Genomic DNA, 20,007 nt, shown 5'->3' on the forward strand with positions numbered 1-20,007 from the left:
CTAGCGTTTTCTTCGATATTCCTGCAGTGGCGCGGGTGTTGCGATACCGTAGCCTTGCGCAAAGTCGACACCAATTCGTGCCAGAGCGTGGGTTGTTGGGTCATCTTCGACGAACTCTGCGATTGTTTTCAAGCCAGCAGCATGGCCGATTCTGTTACAGGCCTCGACGATGCCTTCATCGATTGGGTCTGCCAGTAGGTTTTTGACGAAACTGCCATCGATTTTAAGGTAATCCACAGGAATGGTTTTCAGGTAGGAGAATGAACTCAATCCAACCCCGAAATCATCGAGTGCGAACTTGAAGCCTTTTTCTCGTGTTTCTGCAATGAAATCTACCGCATTGATCAGATTGGCAATTGCTGCTGTTTCCGTGATCTCGAAGCAGACACGTTGCGGGATAATGTGGTAAAACTTCAGCCAGTCCTGAATTTGTTCGAAGAAGTGTTTGTCGCTTAGGGTTGTCCCGGAAAGGTTGATAAAGTAGACCCCTTCTCGGGCATTGCCCAGGCCACTTTCTGCAAGATAGCGAAATGCATTATTCACCACCCAACCGTCAATCAATGGCATCAAGTTATAGCGTTCAGCCGCTGGAATGAATGCTCCAGGCGCAACGAGGCGACCATCTTGCTTCAGGCGCAGCAAAAATTCGCCGTGGGGTGAATGACTGTAGGCTGAGGATAAAGGGCGCATGGGTTGAAAATACAGTGTAAAGCGATTTTCTTCCACGGCTTGTTTGATCCGTGAGGCCCACTGCATTTCGTCTCTTCGCTGATGCAGTTCGGCATCATCTTCAGAGTACCAGGTAATTCCGTTTCGTCCTTTATCCTTGGCAGCATAGCATGCCAGGTCAGCACAGCTTAACAGCTCGTGATGATTTTTTGTGTGTTGGTCAATTTTGACCATGCCGATGCTTACGCTGACAGCAAATGGCTTGTCGCCCCAGACGAAGCGGTGTTCTTTGACTTCACTACGAATACGTTCTGCCAGTTTCAGGGCATGTTCTTGAGGGCAATCTTCCAGAATAATTCCGAATTCATCTCCGCCGAGGCGGGCTAAGGTGTCCTGGTTCCGAATATGGCGTTTTAGCAGGTGTGTGGTTTGTACCAGTAGCTCATCTCCTGCAATGTGGCCGCATGTGTCGTTGATGATTTTGAACTGGTCGAGATCCAAGAACATGAGAACATGTTGCCTTGGTGGATTTTTGCTGGCTCTGACCAGTACATGCAGGCGTTTTTCGAATTCCTGTCGATTGGTCAGTCCGGTCAGACTGTCATACGAAAATAAATAATCTATGTGTGCTTCCGCACGCAGTCGCGCCTGGCGGTTTTCGTTTTGTTTTAATTCGCGTCGAATGGCTGGGATCAATCGGGTCAGGTTGTCTTTCATGATGTAATCATGTACACCCAGTCGCATTGCTTCTGCGGCGACTTCTTCGCCAATGGCGCCGGAGACGATGATCACGGGAATACCTTCATCAAACTCTTTGACGATTTTTAGTGCATCCGAGGATGAGAATCCCATCATATTGTGATCGGTGATGACGAGATCCCAGGTATTGGTCGGGAGGGTTTGGCTCAATGAAGCTGCACTGTCAGCCCAGCCATGTTCAACCGAAAACCCCCCTTTTTTCATGGCGCGAAGAATTAACTCAACGTCGTCCATTGAGTCGTCAATAATGAGCACCTTCAAGGTGTCTGGCGGAGAGCCCAGAGCCTTAGGGGGGTCAGTGGGTGTAAGGGGTCTTGTTAATGCCAAGCCAATATTTCCCCAGGGTTTTTACCTGATTTACAAACTCATTGAAATCTACCGGCTTGGAGATAAAGCTGTTGGCTCCGGAGCGGTACCCTTCGATCATGTCACGGGCTTCATCTGATGAGGTCAATAATACGACCGGAATGAGCTGCGTGCGATTATCTTTTCGTATATTCTTCAAGACGTCAAGTCCGCTTAATTTGGGGAGTTTGATGTCCAGTAAAATCAGGCGGGGACAATCATTGATATCCCGACCTTCAAACTTGCCTTCGGCAAAGACATAGTCCAGTGCTTCCTGACCATCCCGGGCAACAATGACGTCGTTTTGAATTTCTGTCTTTTTCAGGGCTCTCAGAGCGAGAGCTTCATCATCTGGGTTGTCTTCAACGAGTAGTATCGTAGTGTTGTATGCATGCATCGATTAAAGCCCCACCTGATCTTCAGTCTATGTGTTTTGGAATTCTTTTTCAGTTTCGAATTGTTAAAATTTGAACCAGGGCACATAACTGCTGACGCATTTTCTGCTAGAGGTATGGCCACAATTTTGTTCAAGATGTGGTCACGTCCTGCTAAATAGGTGGTCACTGAGCGCCTGAGACGCTGCCAATATCGCAATGATTGACACAATTAACATTGGTCTGAGTCAAGAAAACGTTCTCAATACGTAACGTTTAGTTTAGTTTTCCAATTCTGGTTGGTAAAGTGCGTGGGAGGCTGAATGGTAATTTCGTGACTGATTTTTTTCTTTGCGGGTGTGCACACCTCTTGAACGCTGTCGAATTTTGACTTGCTGCGAGGGTGCAAAGTTACTGCGAGGGTGCAGAGTCGCTGTGAATGGGGGGTTGAATTGTTTGTTGGTCGGTTAATGCTGGGTAGTTTTTGGGGTAAAGACTCGGTGGGGGATCCTGCGTGCATTCCTCGGAGGTTGAGCAAAGCGGAATGTCGAACAAGGTAAAGTAGAATGTTGAGCCATCATTCAGTGAGCTTTGCGCCCAGATTTTGCCATGATGTCGGCGAATAATTCGTGCCACGGTGGCAAGGCCGATACCGGACCCTTCAAACTGATCGCCTGAATGTAGCCTTTGGAAGGTGTGGAACAGCTTTTCCGAGTAGCGCATATCAAATCCGGCACCATTATCCTTCACATAGTAGATGTCCACGGACTCCTGGGTTGTCTTGCCAAATTGAATTTCCGTCTGATCCAGGTGCTGAGTGAACTTGAATGCATTTTCAAGCAGGTGTTCCAGTGCGATTTTAATGAGTTGTTCATCGGCGATAGAGGTTAGATCAGGCATGATCCGAATCTTGATTGAGCGGTTTCCATGTTGTTCAAGTAAATTATTAGTGATGCGTTGTGCAATTCGGCTCAAGTCAACTTGTTCTTTATTAATGGGCTGCCTGGAAACCCGAGATAAGTTGAGTAATGTTCTTATTTGTCCAGACATCTTGTTGCCAGCCTGTTGAATCTGCTCTAGATAGCTTTTCGCCGTATTGTCCAGTGTGTGTTGATAATCTTCTTCCATCGCTTGGGCGAATCCGATAATGGTTCTCAGAGGTTCCCTGAGATCATGAGAAACAGAGTAACCAAATGCTTCCACTTCCTCGTTGGCGTTCTTTAGCTCCAGGCTCATCTTGTCGATAGTGTGCTCAAGCTGTGCCTTCTGATCTGTGATAATCCGGTTCTGGTTTTCTATTGTAGTCAGCATCGTATTAAAGGCGTCAACCAGTTCCCCGATTTCATCTTCGCTTTCTTTGCTGGCTTTAAGCGAATAGTCTTGTTTTTCGGCTACTTTCTGGGCGATAAACTTGAGATGGTAAAGTGGCACGGAAATAATCCGGTGCATGAAAGCCGACAGCAAAATGATAAGACCCGCAATGAGGCAGCCAACAAAAAGCGTGAAGAGCAAAAAGTTGTCGATATGCTTTCGGATTTCTTGCAGAGTGATCTCGATGTAGAGATAGCCGATCGTGTTATCTTGGGACTTAATGGGGTGGGCGATTTGTAAATGTTTATCTGTAAAACGGTGGGATACAGTGAGGGGGCGTTCCGGGCAGTTTGAGGCTTGGCTTGCCTGAGGGGCTGCATTGTTGTTATGAGTGTGGCTCACGTACGTCTTGCTGTGGGTATGGTTAGTGTAGTGTGAAGAGCTTGCAAGGATTGTGAATTCAGAGTTGTAAAAGCACACCAGCGTGACAACTGAAAAGTGAGCAAGATCGCTGGCTGTTTTGTCTAGTTCTGTTTGATCCGCTCTGAGTAGCGGTGACAGTGCCTGTTCGGCAATAAGTTCCGAGGCTTGGGTCCACTCGTTTTTCAGTCGTTCCCGATAGGCGATGCTCTCATACAAGGTTAAACACAAGCTCATAAATGCCAGTGCCAAAAGGGCTGCACCTGATATCAGGAGTATAAGTTTTCGACGTATGGATATCCGACTGGCGATCATGATTACTGCGATTCTCGTAGTGAGTGGTGCACTTCTAATCTGTGACCCGATATCAAGTCTATGGTTGTCTTAATTGTGTGGAAGTAGGTCAAACTTGACTATGAAGTCGGGTTGGCTTCAGTTGGTGCCATACTTCCGTCGCACCTGCAGGATTGATTTGATGCATCACAGACCTTTATTTAACAGGAAAATGGTGTTCCGTTTCTCTGATGTTGTGCACAAAAAGTAAACAGTGGTAGTGATGTTTGTTGTAAGCTGCTTCCCGCAGGCTCGTTATGTAATGTTTAAAACGTGGTCAAAAGTGTAAGGAGTGTAGGTGAGAATTGACGTACTGCCAAGTTATAAACTGATTTTTATCTGTGGGTGATTACTTGATGGTTAATCGTCATAAGCGCTTACAGAAAGCGGTGTCTGGATAATCGGCGATTTCCAAAGGATGGATTTCTGATATTCTGGGTTAGATTTATCGTAAGATATGATTTAATCGGTGTTATGTAAAATACGAGGCAATGATTTAAGAGGAAATTTAAGATCAAAGTGGTTCTGAGGTTGAGGTAAGATGCTATTTGAATTTAGATTCTGGAAATTAACCTGATTATACATGGTGCCCAGGGGCGGACTCGAACCGCCACGCCCGTGAGAGCACTAGCACCTGAAGCTAGCGTGTCTACCAATTTCACCACCTGGGCCTGTTTTTGAGTTGTGTCTCAAAACGTGGCGCGAACTTTAACGTTGAAGGCTTGGGTTGTCAATACTTTTATTCTATTGATGTTAAAAAAATTGCATTAACATTGAAGCGTGATTTGGTTGTAGTGGTGCCATCCGGCAAAATATGGGATATCTATGTACTGCGGTTGTCCTCGTTTGGGTGTGTTTATTCATCGTATCTAGGGCTATAATCCTAATGCGCGTTTTTGATCAAGTTAGTGATCAAAGAGGCATATTGCCCGGCGATCACCAAATTACACCGTTTCTTTAGTACGGCGTGACGCCTGTCTGTGAAATTCAATCTGGAATTCGAATGTCCAATATGAAATCTGACCCCCATGCTCAGCGGGAATCGGAAAACTATAAAAAACCCATCCACAGCCGTGAATATATCCTTGACTGGTTAAAGGGTCGTAAAGCTGCGGTCACGCACTTTGAATTATGTCATGAGTTTGATTATGAAGATGCTGACGATGTGGAAGCACTGAGACGGCGGCTGATTGCGATGACGCGGGATGGGCAGTTAATTTGCAACCGGAGAGGTGGGTACCTGCCGGTTACCAGTGTTGATTTGATCAAGGGGCGGGTTATCGGGCACCGGGATGGATTCGGGTTTGTTGTGCCAGAAGATGGCGGCGATGATTTGTTCCTCAGTGCGCGGCAGATGCAGGCTTTGTTTAATGATGATGTCGTTCTGGTACGCGTAGATGATGTTGATCATAGAGGGCGGCGCATTGCCTCTGTGGTGGAGGTTCTGGAGCGAAATACCACAGAAATTGTAGGTCGATACTATGAAGACAGTGGTATTGCTTTCGTTACTCCCGAGAATGTAAGAATTTCTCAGGATGTGATTATCCCGCGAGAGCAGTCAGGCGAAGCGTTACACGGACAATATGTGTTGGTGGAGCTGACCCGGCAACCGACTATCCGAACCAAACCGCTTGGTCGTGTTATCGATGTTTTGGGTGATCACATGGCTCCGGGCATGGAAATCGAGGTGGCGATTCGATCCCATGGCATCCCTTTTCTCTGGGGGGAGGAGGTCAAAGCTGAGATTGCCGATCTGAGTGTTGACGTTACCGAGTCCGATAAGAAAGACCGGATAGATCTCCGTGATTTGCCTCTGGTAACCATCGATGGTGAGGACGCGCGGGATTTCGATGATGCTGTTTATTGTGCACCCAAGCGTGGCGGCGGATGGCGCCTGTACGTTGCCATTGCTGATGTGTCCCATTATGTGCGTTTGGGGAGCGCTCTTGATGAAGAAGCCCGTAAGCGAGGTAACTCGGTTTATTTCCCGGGGCATGTGGTGCCAATGTTGCCTGAGGTGCTTTCCAATGGTTTGTGCTCCCTGAACCCGCAAGTTGATCGTTTGTGTATGGTTTGTGAAATGACCATCAGTCAGGCGGGACGGTTGAGCGGATACCGATTTTACGAAGCTGTCATGCATTCCCATGCCCGGCTGACCTACACGCAGGTTGCTAAAATGCTTGACACCGAGGTCGGTGAAGAAGGTGAAGCATTGCGTGAGCGTTTTGCCGATTTGGTACCGCATTTGAATAACCTGTATGCGCTCTACAAGCAACTTCGTATTGCCCGGGAAGAACGGGGGGCGATTGATTTTGCGACCACTGAAACCCGTATTGAATTTGGTGATGAGCGAAAGATTGAGCAGATTGTGCCGGTTGAGCGAAATGATGCGCACCGTTTGATTGAGGAATGCATGCTGTGCGCCAATGTCGCCACTGCGCGATTCATCGCCAAGCATAATATTCCCTCGTTATATCGGGTTCACGAGGGGCCGGGGGAGGAAAAATTGCAGAACCTCCGTTCCTTCATTGGTGAACTTGGGCTGCAAATGCGCGGCGGAGAGACGCCAACGCCAGCAGACTACCAGGAATTGATCCTTCAAATTCAAGATCGTCCCGACTTCAGTGTAATTCAAACCGTGATGTTGAGATCCATGTCCCAAGCCTATTACGGCCCGGAAAATAAAGGGCATTTTGGCTTAGGGTTCAAAGCGTACACGCACTTTACATCACCGATACGGCGCTATCCTGACCTGATGATTCATCGTGCGATCAAGTCTCTGATCTATAAGTCATCCGAGCTGTTGGGGGGGGATGCACCAAGAGATTATGTTCCTGCTCCGTCACCCAAGCCCTCAGATTATCCTTATCCATTTGATGTACCGGCGATGTTGGAAGTGGGTGAAGGTTGCTCAATGACCGAGCGGCGAGCGGATGATGCGACCCGGGATGTTGAAAGCTGGTTGAAGTGTGAGTTCCTGCAACAGCATGTTGGTGATGTTTATCCCGGTGTGATTTCTGCGGTGACGTCCTTTGGGTTGTTCGTGGAGTTATCGGATCTGTTTATTGAAGGGCTGGTTCACGTCTCGTCTTTGAGTAATGATTTTTATCATTATGATGCGGTGAAGCATCGCTTGGTTGGCGAACGAACGGGAACCAGCTACAGGCTTGGCGACTTGCTGGAGGTGCAGGTTGTTCGCGTAGATCTTGAGGAGCGTAAAATAGATTACGAAATCGTAGGTCGTAGCAAAGCAATCAAGAAAAAGCGGAATGACGCAAGGTCACAGGGCGGCGAAGATCGTACAGGGAAACGAAAAACCAAACGACTTTTGGACAAGCTGGATCAGTACTCCAGGGAAGAATCCCGTAGCCATGGCGATAAAGCCGAGAGTAAAGGTGAGTTGACGAGACCCGTACGGAAACGAAAAGGGTCTTCAAAGTCAAAGCGTGATGGCGAATCTGGTGAGAAATCCGGATCCAAGAAGAAATCCGGGAGCAAGGCCCGGCCTGGCACACAGGCAAAGACCAGGTCAGGAGCCAAGACTAAGTCCGGCTCTAAAGCGAAAACAGGTATTAAGTCTCGGGCGGGTACCAAGTCGGATGCCGGAGCCAAGGTCGAAGCTGGTGTGAAGAAAAACGTTGAATCCAAGGTGCGCACCAAGGTTAAGAGTAAAGCGAAGAAAGGTCGTAAGCGTTGAGTTCCTGTCGTGAACATGGTTGCAGTGTGACTCTCGAATCGCGCTTAAGCAGTTTTTTTTGGAGATTTTTTTTTGACAATATCAACTAATCAGCAGGAACAGAATGCTATTTTTGGTTTTCACGCGGTTGAGTCGCTGCTAAAGAATCAGATTGATTCTGTGTCTGAACTCCTCGTGCTTAAGGGTAGGGCGGATCGGCGCTTGAATGCGATTTTGGCATTGGCCAAAGGCGCTTCACATATTTCGATCCGTTACCTGGATCGACATGCCCTGGATCGTCAAGTGGGAGACCGGCATCAAGGTATCGTTGCCATTTGTTCCGAGCAATTGGAAAAAGATGAAGGAGACCTCGAGGATATTCTGCAGGGGCAGCGTGAGAGTATATTTTTGTTGATTCTTGATGGTGTGACTGATCCTCACAATCTCGGGGCCTGTATTCGAAGTGCAAATGCTGCTGGTGTGACAGCTGTGATCATACCGAAAGATAAGTCTGCGCGCTTAAACTCTACCGCATTAAAAGTTGCGTGTGGAGCGGCACAATATACCCCTGTCGTCCGGGTAACCAATTTGGCGAGGACGCTTAAATGGTTACAACAGTATGGTATTTGGATCGTGGGCGCTGCAGGCGAAGCCGAGGAGACCATTTATCAAGCGGAATTTACGGGGTCTGTAGCTCTGGTGATGGGCAATGAAGGGAAGGGCTTGCGCCGGTTAACGCGTGAACACTGTGATAGTCTGGTGAAAATTCCGATGTCGGGTGATGTGAGTAGCTTGAATGTGTCTGTTGCAACTGGAGTCTGTTTGTTCGAAGCGCTGAGACAGCGACAGAATACATAAAAAAAGATTGAAACTCCGGCGCTAAATCTCTAAAATGCGCCGTTCTGAAAACTGTGGTCGATTTTTGACCGCTCTCCTTGCTTCTTTGTCATTCGGTGACGTAATACAACTCGGTGGAGCCATTCAACGAGTCAGCTTAAAGCAGCCTTTCTGGGCCTTGTTTTGGCGGGTATTTCCGAGCTGGGTGCGATAAGAGGCTTCTAACCCGTAAGGAGCAATTATGCGTCATTATGAAATTGTTATCCTTGTTCACCCAGATCAAAGTGAGCAAGTACCCGCAATGGTTGAGCGATATACCAATTCCGTAACGGAGTCTGGTGGACAGGTTCACCGTCTGGAAGACTGGGGTCGTCGTCACCTGGCATACCCAATCAACAAAATCCACAAAGCACACTATATTCTGATGAATATCGAGTGCGGCAACGAAGTTTTGGAAGAATTGAGCCACAACTTCCGTTTCAACGATGCTATTCTGCGTGAGTTGGTTATTCGTCGCAAAAATGCGGTGACTGAAACTTCTCCAATGAAAGCTTCAGAGAACCGTGAAGGCTACAACAAGTCGAACAATGATTCCGCAAACTACGATTCACCTCAGTCTGAGTCTAACGACTCTGATTCCGAGGACGAAGAAGAGTAAGTTGAGTTTGGGAAGTCGCGTACTTCCGGGGCTCATCAAATCGAATTTAATTTGCAAATCAGGAGACTAACATGGCTCGTTTTTTTCGTCGTCGCAAGTTCTGCCGTTTCACTGCAGAAGGTGTGAAGGAAATTGATTACAAAGATATTGAAACGCTGAAAGGCTATATCACTGAAACTGGTAAGATTGTACCTAGCCGTATCACGGGCACAAAAGCTCGCTATCAGCGTCAGTTGTCTACTGCGATCAAGCGCGCACGCTTTTTGGCGTTATTGCCTTATACCGATAACCACGAAGGTTAATACTTCGTATCTGGTATAAGTTGTTCGCGAGATATTGAGTCGTCAGGACATTACTAACAGGAGTTTTTGAACATGCAAGCAATCGCCAATTTCGTAATGAAAGGGCGCCTGCAAGCAGGAGTAGTTGTTCTGGTGTGCTCCATACTGCCGTTGCTATTCTGGATAAGTGCGGCGGTCGTCGGATTGATAACAATGCGACGTGGCATCAACGAAGGTGCAATCCTGTTAATTGCCGCTATCGTGCCCTCTGTAATTTGGGCGCAGTCGGTTCAGGATCCGACTTCGTTATTTGTGATTGCAACAACCTGGGGAATGGCAGTCGTACTTCGACAGACCGTTTCCTGGGAAAAAGCGCTGTTTGTAGGTGCGGGGTTGGCGGTATTGTCAATCGTGCTGCTGCCAATAGTGTCAGCTGACCTGCTAAATCAGCTGGTAGCATTCGGAGTCGAACTATTCCGGCAACTGAATCCAGAGCGGATTCAGGAGTTGGGTGAAAACGTTGACTCGGTCGTTCGAAATATGATGATTGGCAGTCTGGCAGTATCCTACGCCATGTTCGCCACCATGAGCTTGATGTTGGCACGTGCCTGGCAAGCCAAACTTTTCAATCCTGGTGGATTTCGAAAAGAGTTTCATCAATTTCGATTGTCCCGGGCTTCGGCAACACTGAGTGTCATTTCAGTGTTAGTGCTTTCGAGCTTGGGTGACCAGAATGCTGTTTTTGCATTCGCTTTGCTAATTCCGCTTGGCTTTGCCGGGTTGGCGCTTATACACGGTAGTGTGGCTAGGAAAAACTTAAGTAAAGGCTGGCTTGTTTGGTTTTATGTGATTTCATTAATCATTGGCCCCAGCCTGATAGTGTTGCTCGTATTGTTGGCTGTAATGGACAGCTGGATTGATGTCCGGTCCCGAATACGAGTGGACTAATAAACGTTTCAGATTAAAAAGAGGTTAGCGAGATGGAAGTTATTCTGCTCGAGAAAGTTGGCAAGCTGGGTGGCCTGGGTGACAAGGTTGCAGTTAAAGCAGGCTTTGGCCGCAACTTCCTCATCCCATACGGTAAAGCAGTTCCAGCAACGAAAGAAAATGTAGAACAGTTTGAAGCGCGTCGTGCTGAGCTTGAAAAACAGGCGGCTGAGAAACTGGCTGCGGCGCAGTCACGTTCCGAAGAACTGTCTGGCAAAGAAGTGACCATCGTTGCTAAAGCCGGTGACGAAGGTAAGCTGTTCGGATCAATTGGTGTTCGAGATGTAGCGGACGCATTCACTGCTGCGGGTATTGCGGTAGAGAAGAGCGAAGTACGTCTGCCAGAAGGTCCTCTGCGTGCTGTAGGTGAGTATGAGATTGCTCTGCACCTGTTCACCGACGTAGACACGACGGTTAAAGTGATCGTTGTTGCTGAATAAGCAATATCGCACTCAAGATCGGCATCACGCTCAAGATAAGTACTAGGCTCTAGATAAGTACTAAGCTCAAAATAGGTATCAGGCTGCTGATACCTAGGTTCTTGTCCAGGTTGGCACTCGTGTTAGCGGGTGTTGATTTGCAGCGCGTGCAGATCTTTGAATAAGGCCCGGAATTGTTCCGGGCCTTATTTTTTTCGCTGTTTTCTTCCTTTGATCTGTTCTTTCTCTTTGAGCTCTTCTCCCTTCGACCTTTCGAAACTCTTGTTGGATCTGCATGGTTCAACCCCTATAATTCATGTTTCCAATTCAGATACCACACGGGTATAGACTTAAGGCATGCACTCGACTCTCGATATTGATAACGAAACCGTTAAAGCCAAGACCCCACCGCACTCGATTGAGGCTGAGCAATCCATCCTGGGTGGATTAATGTTGGATAATTCCAAGTGGGATATTGTCTCAGATATGGTGACGTCTGAAGACTTTTATCGCCAGGATCACCGTCTTATATTCAAAGCAATTTTCAACCTTGCTTCGGAGGCTCATCCATTGGATGTGGTTACGGTTTCCGAAGAGCTTACCCGTCTGGAAGTTTTAGAAGAGGCCGGTGGACTCGCTTATCTGGGGGAGCTGGCAAACAAAACACCGAGTGCTTCCAATATTCGTTCCTATGCGGAAATTGTTCGTGAACGTTCCGTGCTGAGGAGTCTGATTCGGGTCTCTGGCGAGATTGCTGAAAGTGCGTTTTCTCCGCAGGGTAAAAACAGTTCAGAGGTTCTGGATGAGGCTGAGCGTAAGGTATTTCTGATTTCAGAGGGTCGTACCAAAGAAGGTGGCCCGGTAGGCGTAAATGCCATTATGCAGAAAACGCTGGAGCGAATTGATGAGTTATTCAATTCCGAAGGGGTTATAACGGGTGTTACCACGGGCTTTCGAGACCTGGATGATCGAACCTCGGGGATGCAGAAATCGGATTTGGTCATTGTTGCTGCTCGCCCCTCAATGGGTAAAACGGCATTTGCGATGAATTTGGTTGAAAATGCTTTGATGAAGTCTGGTAAGCCTGTGTTGGTTTTTAGTATGGAGATGCCGTCAGACTCCATTTTGATGCGTATGCTATCGTCAATAGGACGTATTGACCAAACCAAGATCCGGAGTGGGCAGCTGGAAGAAGATGATTGGCCAAGGCTCACCTCTGCTGTGAGTATGTTGCGCGATAAGCCGTTGTATGTTGATGATACTCCGGCGCTGAGTCCCACAGAAGTGCGTTCGAGAGCTCGTCGTGTGGCGCGTGAGAACAAAGGTGAAATTGGCTTGATCATGATCGATTACCTGCAGTTGATGCGTGTGCCGGGTATGACAGAGGGGCGTACTGCAGAGATTTCCGAGATATCCCGCTCCTTAAAAGCGCTCGCCAAGGAATTGCAGTGTCCTGTTGTTGCTTTGTCTCAGTTAAACCGCTCCCTGGAGCAGCGTCCGAATAAGCGTCCAGTAAACTCGGATCTTCGTGAATCGGGCGCAATAGAGCAGGATGCCGACGTGATAATGTTTATCTATCGTGATGAGTATTACAACGAGGACAGCCCAGACAAGGGTATTGCCGAAATTATTATCGGGAAGCAACGGAATGGTCCCACTGGTACCGTGAAATTGGCATTCCAGGGTAAGTACACCAAATTTGATGATCTTGCGCATGTTGACTATGAGGAATTTTAATGACTCGGCCTGCGGTTGCCTCTATTGACCTGAAGGCGTTTGCGGATAATCTGAGATACGCGGACTTGTTAGCGGGGACAGCAGAGACTGTTGCTGTGGTTAAGGCGGACGGTTACGGTCACGGTATTGTGGAGATTGCCCGCACGGCTGCCCATCAGGTACAGCGGCTTGCAGTATCCTGTCCGGAAGAAGCATTGCAAATTCGGAAAGCCGGGGTGAAGAACCCGATTATACTACTGGAAGGTATTTTTTGTGCTGATGAGTTAGCATGGTGTTTGACACATAATTGTGAGCTGGTATTACATTCCGATTACCAGGTATCAGCTCTGGAGTCTTACCTTCGAGATTATTTGCGAGACGATAGGGCAGCATGCAGCGCGGTACAAGTCTGGTTAAAATTAAATACAGGCATGAACCGACTCGGGTTTGATGAGCCCACCTTGCTTGAAATGAAGTCGCGGTTAGCGGAACTAGGGGGCTGCGTTCATCTTCAGGGAGTATTGTCCCATGTTGCCTGTGCGGATGATGCTGAGAGTTCACATGCTGTGTCCCAGTTTCAGCGTTTTGCTGATTTTCGAAGTCGCTGTAGTCACGGGCTTTCCAGTATTGCGAATTCGGCTACACTTTTGAATTATCCGAAGCATTGTTATCAATTGATACGACCAGGGATTATGCTCTATGGCAGTTCTCCTGTTCTGGGTCGGACAGGGCTGGAATTGGGCTTGAAGCCGGTTATGACGCTCAAGTCCCGTGTGATTGCCACTCGAAAACTGAAACCTGGCGATACTGTTGGTTATGGTGCGACATGGATCGCCGATAAAGAATGTTATATGGGGGTTGTCGCGATGGGGTATGGTGACGGTTACCCCAGGCATGCCCCCAATGGTACACCGGTCGCAGTTCAGGGTCGCCAGGTTCAGTTGATTGGTAGAGTCTCTATGGATATGCTGACGGTTGATCTGGGTTTGATGTCTGATATCGGGGTCGGTGCGGAGGTTGAGCTTTGGGGCAATACTGTATCGGTTGACACAGTGGCTGACCATTGCCAGACAATTGGCTATGAATTGCTAACCGGGATTACATCCCGAGTGCCCCGAGTTTATACCCACCAGAGCGCCTGACTGAGCACTGTGGTGGGCTACAAATAGCCAACGCAAAATCGGATCATGGAATTAAGCGATTTTTGCTATTCCTGCAGCTTCGGCGGGGTGCATGATTTCTTCGAGAAACTCTGTCAGCATTAAAATTTGCCGGTCATCCAAGTTTTTCAACACTTTGGAAATAACCATTTTCATGCCTTTGTAAGTACTGCCTAACCCCACTTTTGCCACTTTCATTGTCATACTTCCAGCTCCAATACGCTCCAGAGGAGAGAGAAAATAAAAGTGGAGACCGTGCTCGGTCAAGTCGAGGATAATGTCGATTAGCTCAATGGTATGTTTGCTTGCTTGCTCCGCCAGTTTGATTTTGGCAATCACATCATTCGCACGGCGATGATGTTCTGCTGATAGGGGAGCAACCATATGTTCTTGGTGTTTTATCATTGCGGAATTTTTCCTGAGAGTTTCTAGTCGTTTTACCTTGCAGGGTGGAGGCGCTGATTATTTTTGATTATTACGGTACGCTGGCCGATTGAATTGATAATGGCCAGAGAGCGACTACCCGAGCGCTTAAGAGTTTACCTGTCAAAATGTGAGAAAATGTTGTGTTATTTCACAAAATGATACACTAGTACCAAATCATGTTATCGGGTGACACCAAATTTGATGCCCGCGCCTATTGGCGCGGTTATTCAGAGGGGGGGAACAGGAACAGGTGGTGGAACTGATATTGGGCGTTAGCTCAGGCATTTAGTCTGATGCTTGAGCATGTCCTTCAGTTTGTCCAAATCGTTAATGGTTACCTCTCGGCCCTGGACGGTAATGAGTCCTGATTTCTGGAAACGAGTGAAAACTCGGCTTACAGTTTCAACTGCCAGTCCCAGATAGTTGCCGATATCATTGCGCGGCATGGGCAAGCGAAATTGTGTTGGTGATAATTTCCGTCGCTTGAAGCGTTCTGACAGGCTCAGGAGCAGGGATGCGATGCGCTCTTCTGCGGTATTTTTGCTGAGTAGCATGCTGAGCTGTCGGCTTTCTTTAATTTCCTTGCTCATCAATTGGAAAAAGTGGTGTTGAAGGGTCGGAATTTGAGTGGCAAGGGTTTCAAAACGATCAAAAGGGATTTCACATACACTGGACTTTTCCAATGCTTTTGCAGAACAGGAATAGGCATCTGTGTTCATACTGTCCATGCCGATAATTTCACCGGGTAAATAAAAACCGGTGACCTGCTCTTCGCCTTCCTCAGACACCACGTATGTCTTAATGGAACCGCTACGCACTGCGAAACAGGATCGGAAAGGCGTATGTTCTGAAAAAATATGCTCACCACGATCGATTATTTTTCCTTGCTTGATGATATCTTCAAGCTGGGAAATATCGTTTTGAGTTACGGCAATCGGCAGGCAAAGGTTACTCAAGCTACAGGTATTACAAGACGAAGGCAGCAGACCTTTGGAACAGCGTTTGTCACTGTTCTGTGAAACAGGCTCACTATTTTGAGTAGAGTTCTCCGTACTGAAGAGTTTGTCATTTCCCTGGTGCTGATTATTCGTGCTGTAGTTATTATCAGACATGTGCCTATCCGAAATTCGCGAATTATATTCGCTCAAGCATAAAGGATTGCTGTGCGTTGTCAATCCATCCTTGGTCGATAGTGCACTGATTTATTGCACCAACTTCGGGGTATCTGATTTCTCTATCGGGGCTAGCGTGTGCGCGTGATGTATCCTCCCTGATGGAAGGGAAGTTGATTGTCAGCCAACGTTTGGAGGTATTCGCTGAACTGTGAACAATTTTGAGCAATCAGGTTATCGACAATACTGCAGCCGCCAAGACCTAAAGTTATCAAGTCATCCAGGTGCCAGTCTTGTTTCTCGGGGGCTTTGAGCAGGCCTTCACGGCTCAGGTTGCCACGGCTAAAGTTACCAAAGCCAAAGTTCTGATATCGGGCTCGGGTCAGCGTATTTTGTATCTGCTTGGTTTCGCTCGTTTTCAGTGTCAAATTGCACTTGTCATTAAAATCGATATCCAGCAATTCAGGCAAGCAGATTCGATCAGGCAGCAGCGTAGTAACCCGATTTAATGTGTCTGTCCGACTGTTACGCCCCGAGATGTTTTTATAATCCAGTCGAAAACTGATGGTGGAGAAGTCGTAAGCCCGGATGAGATCAATCGAATCCCGGAGCGCTTGAAGGCTGGCGAGCCGGTCCGGGATGTTCTCGGCAGTGAAACAGATGTGATTAAAACCGAGTCCTTTGAGTAAAGGGATTAAGCTGTCATCCAGTCGGTTGATATCCAGCTCAATGACATTTCGGGCGTCTTTGCTATGATCCAGTGAAAAACATTTGCTGAGGTAGAACATTAACTCTGTAAGTTCTTCCGGGGATAGCGACCGGCTGATATTTTGATGCAGGAACAAATAAGAAACAGCCTGGTGCTTGGTTAAAAGGGTCCCCATTAAGCGGATTTCTTTCAGTAACGCATCCAGGCTCTTTCTGGATATTGATACCGGTAATGTTTCCAAAGATCGTGTTTGTGGCTCGGGGGAGAGGGGGGGGCACGCTTCGTGTGTTGTGGGGAGTATCAAGGCGAGACCGAGCGTGCTTCTGCGGCGATTATTCCGTATGGCGTCGGCAAACGCGGTGGAATTCAGGCTGCGGTCATCATGGTAGTGGAGTGACGTACCGTTGCATAGCAGATCCAGATGATTAAGCTGCGCAGCCCAGATCAACGTATCTTTTCCCGCTTTGGAGGTAACCGGAAGGTAGAGTCGATCCCCGTTGGAAAGGTTTACACTCGGGTATCGAATACTGTTTTTTATGTGATGAAGTTCTGTACCCATGCCCTTGGCTCTAGTTATGCGTTGAATCTTCAGGCGGTGAGCGCTACCAGAGAACCCGCCTTCAATGTCTGGATAAGCTCATCGTGTCGAGGTTCTAGTCTAGTGCAGTGTGGGGTGCGAGGTGTTGATGTGAGTCAAGGGAGGGGGGATACCGTACTTCATGTTGATGAACGGTATCTTTCGATAGGGTGAGGCCTTAGGCTGGTTTTCTAAAGACCAGGCATGCGTTTGTGCCGCCGAAGCCAAAACTGTTGGACATGACTTGATTCAGTGTGACTCCATTCTCGCAGTGGGTGACGATAGGCATATCATGGGCACCTTCTGCGCGTGTTTCGATATTGGCACTGGCAGCGATGAATCCGTGATGCATCATGAGCAGGCTGTAAATTGCTTCGTGCACACCCGCTGCACCAAGTGAGTGGCCGGAAAGAGATTTGGTCGACGATATTTTCGGGATACTACTGCCGAATACTTCTTGAATTGCCTTTAGTTCAGTAATGTCGCCAACCGGAGTGCTGGTTCCATGGGTGTTGATGTAATCAACGGAGCCCTCGATTGTCGCGAGTGCCTCTTGCATACAGCGTACAGCGCCTTCCCCTGACGGCGCGACCATATCATAACCATCGGAAGTAGCGCCATAACCGACAACTTCACCGTAGATTGTTGCACCCCGCTTCAATGCGTGTTCGAGTTCTTCCAAAACAACAATGCCGCCACCGCCTGCGATAACAAACCCATCGCGTGTCTCGTCATAAGGTCGGGAAGCGGTATGCGGGGTATCATTGTATTTTGTGGAGAGTGCCCCCATTGCGTCGAAGAACATGGTCTGTGACCAATGCTCCTCTTCACCCCCCCCAGCAAAGACGATATCTTGCTTGCCAAGCTTGATTTGTTCTGCTGCATGACCAATACAGTGTGTGCTGGTTGCGCAGGCTGATGAGATTGAATAGTTTATCCCTTTAATCTTAAATGCGTTAGCAAGGTTGGCTGAAACGGTACTGCTCATGATTCTTGGTACATTGTAAGTGCCAAGTTTTTTAACGCCCCGTTCCTTTAAGGTTTCTGCTCCTGTGGTTTGCACTGCTGATGATGCGCCACCTGATCCCGCCACAATCCCGGTTCTAGGACTGGATACCAGAGTCTCGTCCAGACGCGCATCTGCGACAGCTTGTTCCATTGCCAAATAGGCAAAGGCACTGGAGTCGGCCATGAAGCGTTTTACTTTTCGTTCGATCAACCCGTCATAATCGAGTTTCACTGAGCCTGATATCTGGCTGCGAAAACCTTTTTCCTTGTAGGTTTCATTGAATGTGATGCCTGAGCGGCCTGTTTTCAGACTCTCCAGCGTTGTTTCAATGTCGTTTCCCAGGCATCCGATGATGCCCATTCCTGTTACTACGACTCTGCGCATGTGTTCTCTTCTTCTATTTCACGTCGACTCTATTTTATCCTAAGTTGCTGTTCAACTGAACTCAGGATTCTGTTTCCTGGTCGGGATTGCTCTGTAGATAGGAACTCTCAGGGTCTACTGCGAAACGTCCTTCCATAGCTGTTCTGCCAAGAAGCATGCGAAAACGCATGGTATCACGATTGGTCAGGGTCATCTCAATGGGCCACTGTTCATCACCACAGACCGCTGTAGTCTGGATGACATAGCGCAGTTCCTTGTGACCACCAGAGTCTGACACGGTTCGCTGATCGACTACCGGGCATTCACACTCGATCACAGCATCGAGATTGTCCTGAATCGGATGCACTTTAAACCGGACATAAGGTGAGCCATCCGGTTTTTCAAAACCTTCAACTTCGAAGGCATGCAGGCAAGAGGTGCGGGCACCCGTATCTATTTTTGCTTTGATTGAGGTAATACCGAGTTCGGGTAGCGAGAACCATTCTCTCCAGCCCAGAATTTTAAGCTTGTCCATCCACATAACTCATTTTGGGCTTTGCTGTCCAAAGCCGAATTAAATTCAATTTACCATCCTGGTATGATCAGGCGGGCAATCGATAGTTATCTTTCCAGTGGATTATAATTTACCAAAGTTGCAATTTGGTCAACGACAATAGTTCCTTCATTTAATCAATCGTCAGTTTTTCATAATACCTGCAACGGGATGATTGACAATTAGGTCGATCAATTCCTCGTCAGATAGCATTGCATATTTTTTGCGAAGATTCCGGATCTCCTGAACCATTTTTCGGCATTGCTTGCCTTCTTCCTCACATTCATCCAGCCAGCCCTCGCGAATGGGTTCGAAGGCGGCTTCCCATGCACTTTTCTCGGTATCGGTCAGGTTGAGGTATTCGACTTTGTTTTCGGTATAGATCACCTTGGCATTTTCGGCGAAACTGACTTCTTTGCTAACAATCGGTAACACCGATTTTTGCTGGAATTCTGCGAAAATTGTTTGGATTTTAGGTGATAATTTCTTGAAACTTTTACGATTTATGCAGGTTTCAATGGTTCCGATCGACACATTGATCGGGGTGTAGTATTTCGCATGCTCAAAAATCTTGAACGGAATGAAGCCCAGGTCAGACCAGATAACGACATCTGCGAGCCCCTGTTGCAAGGCCGTATAAATTTCAGGGAACGGTATTTTCAATTCGACATATTCAAGTCTGTCCGAAGCGCCAGGCGCATTCATATACGATATGACCCGTTTGCCCTTGAGATCCTGGGGGGTCCGGATCGGGCTGGTACTCATCAATGTCATTGGGCGCATGGGTATAATATGCGCAAGCTGGACACCCCGTTTTTGATACTCAAGCGCGCTGTATTTTGGCGCCAGTTCATGAAGAATCCGGGCGGACAAATAGGGATTGTCAGGCATCACATACGGTGTATGAAAGGTTCGTGCATATTCAAAGCCGGAGCTTTCGCCGACGGAGTAACAGGTTCCGTAGTCGGCTATGCCGGATCGAATGGCTTTCACGCCGTTTTTCATCCCATACAACACACCACCACCAAACTGTTCAATCGTCAGCGTGTTCGCGGTTTTCGCTGCCAGCCAGTCAAAGCCTTTTTGCAATGCCGGAGGCAATTGTGACACTGGCGGAGCGGGGTGGGCAAAGCGAAACTGGATGGCTGTCGGATTTTTTATCACGGGCGTTGTATTGCTCAGCCACGCATTGGTCGTCTCTGCGAGGGTGTTTGAGCAGAGCATCAACAATATTGATATCAGGGGAATATGACGCAGTGCCTGTATTTTCGGGAAGGACATGGAAACCTCGAGTTATAATCGTTAGGTGTAGG

General features: G+C 47.8%; 17 protein-coding genes and 1 tRNA gene. 8 read left to right on the forward strand and 10 right to left on the reverse strand.

The window, feature by feature from the left end; translation table 11 throughout:
• The 4 genes from OLMES_RS05255 to OLMES_RS05270 form a co-directional block, all read right to left on the reverse strand.
• Window positions 1-1,755 carry a two-component system response regulator gene (locus OLMES_RS05255; RefSeq protein WP_232465265.1) on the reverse strand — a complete coding sequence of 585 codons (1,755 nt, stop codon included), beginning with the start codon at window positions 1,753-1,755 and terminating at the stop codon, window positions 1-3.
• Window positions 1,724-2,170 (reverse strand): response regulator, encoded by a 447-nt coding sequence (locus OLMES_RS05260; RefSeq protein WP_087460292.1) that lies wholly within the window; start codon window positions 2,168-2,170, stop codon window positions 1,724-1,726. Before OLMES_RS05260 ends, OLMES_RS05255 begins: the two co-directional genes overlap by 32 nt.
• Window positions 2,171-2,558: 388 nt before the next feature.
• Window positions 2,559-4,193: a sensor histidine kinase gene (locus OLMES_RS05265; protein ID WP_087460293.1), complete on the reverse strand. Its 1,635-nt coding sequence runs from the start codon at window positions 4,191-4,193 to the stop codon at window positions 2,559-2,561.
• Between the two features lie 602 nt (window positions 4,194-4,795).
• Window positions 4,796-4,882: transfer RNA gene (locus tag OLMES_RS05270), tRNA-Leu, on the reverse strand.
• A gap of 332 nt (window positions 4,883-5,214) precedes the next feature.
• On the opposite strand from OLMES_RS05270, the gene rnr reads away from it, so the two are divergent.
• The 8 genes from rnr to alr all read left to right on the forward strand — a co-directional run bounded on the left by rnr (window position 5,215) and on the right by alr (window position 13,927).
• The gene (gene rnr, locus OLMES_RS05275; RefSeq protein WP_087460294.1) at window positions 5,215-7,908 is read left to right on the forward strand and encodes a ribonuclease R; all 2,694 of its coding nucleotides are present in this window, start codon (window positions 5,215-5,217) and stop codon (window positions 7,906-7,908) included.
• Window positions 7,909-7,980: 72 nt separating this feature from the next.
• On the forward strand, window positions 7,981-8,745 hold the full coding sequence (gene rlmB, locus OLMES_RS05280; protein ID WP_232465266.1) for a 23S rRNA (guanosine(2251)-2'-O)-methyltransferase RlmB: 765 nt from the start codon (window positions 7,981-7,983) through the stop codon (window positions 8,743-8,745).
• Between the two features lie 220 nt (window positions 8,746-8,965).
• Window positions 8,966-9,382, forward strand: coding sequence for a 30S ribosomal protein S6 (rpsF, locus tag OLMES_RS05285; protein WP_087460295.1), 417 nt, complete (start codon window positions 8,966-8,968; stop codon window positions 9,380-9,382).
• A 71-nt stretch (window positions 9,383-9,453) separates the two neighbouring features.
• Window positions 9,454-9,684 (forward strand): 30S ribosomal protein S18, encoded by a 231-nt coding sequence (gene rpsR / locus OLMES_RS05290; RefSeq protein WP_087460296.1) that lies wholly within the window; start codon window positions 9,454-9,456, stop codon window positions 9,682-9,684.
• Window positions 9,685-9,756: 72 nt separating this feature from the next.
• Window positions 9,757-10,611 (forward strand): DUF2232 domain-containing protein, encoded by an 855-nt coding sequence (locus OLMES_RS05295; RefSeq protein ID WP_087460297.1) that lies wholly within the window; start codon window positions 9,757-9,759, stop codon window positions 10,609-10,611.
• 32 nt (window positions 10,612-10,643) lie between these two features.
• Window positions 10,644-11,090 carry a 50S ribosomal protein L9 gene (gene rplI, locus OLMES_RS05300; protein ID WP_087460298.1) on the forward strand — a complete coding sequence of 149 codons (447 nt, stop codon included), beginning with the start codon at window positions 10,644-10,646 and terminating at the stop codon, window positions 11,088-11,090.
• A gap of 336 nt (window positions 11,091-11,426) precedes the next feature.
• Window positions 11,427-12,806: a replicative DNA helicase gene (gene dnaB, locus OLMES_RS05305; protein ID WP_087460299.1), complete on the forward strand. Its 1,380-nt coding sequence runs from the start codon at window positions 11,427-11,429 to the stop codon at window positions 12,804-12,806.
• Window positions 12,806-13,927: an alanine racemase gene (alr, locus tag OLMES_RS05310; RefSeq protein WP_087460300.1), complete on the forward strand. Its 1,122-nt coding sequence runs from the start codon at window positions 12,806-12,808 to the stop codon at window positions 13,925-13,927. The genes dnaB and alr overlap by 1 nt, the downstream gene beginning before the upstream one ends.
• 51 nt (window positions 13,928-13,978) lie before the next feature.
• Here the strand turns inward: alr and OLMES_RS05315 are convergent, their stop codons facing one another.
• The 6 genes from OLMES_RS05315 to OLMES_RS05340 form a co-directional block, all read right to left on the reverse strand.
• Complete coding sequence (locus tag OLMES_RS05315; RefSeq protein WP_087460301.1) at window positions 13,979-14,350, reverse strand: hypothetical protein; 372 nt, start codon at window positions 14,348-14,350, stop codon at window positions 13,979-13,981.
• Window positions 14,351-14,643: 293 nt separating this feature from the next.
• Complete coding sequence (gene fnr / locus OLMES_RS05320) at window positions 14,644-15,483, reverse strand: fumarate/nitrate reduction transcriptional regulator Fnr (RefSeq protein WP_087460302.1); 840 nt, start codon at window positions 15,481-15,483, stop codon at window positions 14,644-14,646.
• Between the two features lie 131 nt (window positions 15,484-15,614).
• A complete protein-coding gene (locus OLMES_RS05325; protein WP_087460303.1) occupies window positions 15,615-16,751 on the reverse strand; it encodes a hypothetical protein in 1,137 nt (378 codons plus the stop codon).
• A 196-nt stretch (window positions 16,752-16,947) separates the two neighbouring features.
• Window positions 16,948-18,162 (reverse strand): beta-ketoacyl-ACP synthase I, encoded by a 1,215-nt coding sequence (fabB, locus tag OLMES_RS05330; RefSeq protein WP_087460304.1) that lies wholly within the window; start codon window positions 18,160-18,162, stop codon window positions 16,948-16,950.
• Between the two features lie 61 nt (window positions 18,163-18,223).
• Window positions 18,224-18,676: an ATP-dependent zinc protease family protein gene (locus tag OLMES_RS05335; RefSeq protein ID WP_087460305.1), complete on the reverse strand. Its 453-nt coding sequence runs from the start codon at window positions 18,674-18,676 to the stop codon at window positions 18,224-18,226.
• A 162-nt stretch (window positions 18,677-18,838) separates the two neighbouring features.
• Window positions 18,839-19,975, reverse strand: a complete 1,137-nt coding sequence (locus OLMES_RS05340) for a TRAP transporter substrate-binding protein (protein ID WP_087460306.1) — start codon at window positions 19,973-19,975, stop codon at window positions 18,839-18,841.
• Window positions 19,976-20,007 lie beyond the last annotated feature (32 nt).

Source organism: Oleiphilus messinensis (assembly GCF_002162375.1).
GTDB classification, from domain to species: Bacteria; Pseudomonadota; Gammaproteobacteria; order Pseudomonadales; family Oleiphilaceae; genus Oleiphilus; species Oleiphilus messinensis.

Bases quoted from the DNA above. Each gene is read 5' to 3' on its own strand.
- fnr (WP_087460302.1), bottom strand. From the start codon at position 15,483: ATGTCTGATAATAACTACAGCACGAATAATCAGCACCAGGGAAATGAC.
- OLMES_RS05335 (WP_087460305.1), bottom strand. From the start codon at position 18,676: ATGGACAAGCTTAAAATTCTGGGCTGGAGAGAATGGTTCTCGCTACCC.
- OLMES_RS05260 (WP_087460292.1), bottom strand. From the start codon at position 2,170: ATGCATGCATACAACACTACGATACTACTCGTTGAAGACAACCCAGAT.
- OLMES_RS05340 (WP_087460306.1), bottom strand. From the start codon at position 19,975: ATGTCCTTCCCGAAAATACAGGCACTGCGTCATATTCCCCTGATATCA.
- rnr (WP_087460294.1), top strand. From the start codon at position 5,215: ATGTCCAATATGAAATCTGACCCCCATGCTCAGCGGGAATCGGAAAAC.
- OLMES_RS05295 (WP_087460297.1), top strand. From the start codon at position 9,757: ATGCAAGCAATCGCCAATTTCGTAATGAAAGGGCGCCTGCAAGCAGGA.
- dnaB (WP_087460299.1), top strand. From the start codon at position 11,427: ATGCACTCGACTCTCGATATTGATAACGAAACCGTTAAAGCCAAGACC.
- OLMES_RS05315 (WP_087460301.1), bottom strand. From the start codon at position 14,350: ATGATAAAACACCAAGAACATATGGTTGCTCCCCTATCAGCAGAACAT.
- rplI (WP_087460298.1), top strand. From the start codon at position 10,644: ATGGAAGTTATTCTGCTCGAGAAAGTTGGCAAGCTGGGTGGCCTGGGT.
- OLMES_RS05265 (WP_087460293.1), bottom strand. From the start codon at position 4,193: ATGATCGCCAGTCGGATATCCATACGTCGAAAACTTATACTCCTGATA.
- rpsF (WP_087460295.1), top strand. From the start codon at position 8,966: ATGCGTCATTATGAAATTGTTATCCTTGTTCACCCAGATCAAAGTGAG.
- alr (WP_087460300.1), top strand. From the start codon at position 12,806: ATGACTCGGCCTGCGGTTGCCTCTATTGACCTGAAGGCGTTTGCGGAT.
- rpsR (WP_087460296.1), top strand. From the start codon at position 9,454: ATGGCTCGTTTTTTTCGTCGTCGCAAGTTCTGCCGTTTCACTGCAGAA.
- OLMES_RS05325 (WP_087460303.1), bottom strand. From the start codon at position 16,751: ATGGGTACAGAACTTCATCACATAAAAAACAGTATTCGATACCCGAGT.
- fabB (WP_087460304.1), bottom strand. From the start codon at position 18,162: ATGCGCAGAGTCGTAGTAACAGGAATGGGCATCATCGGATGCCTGGGA.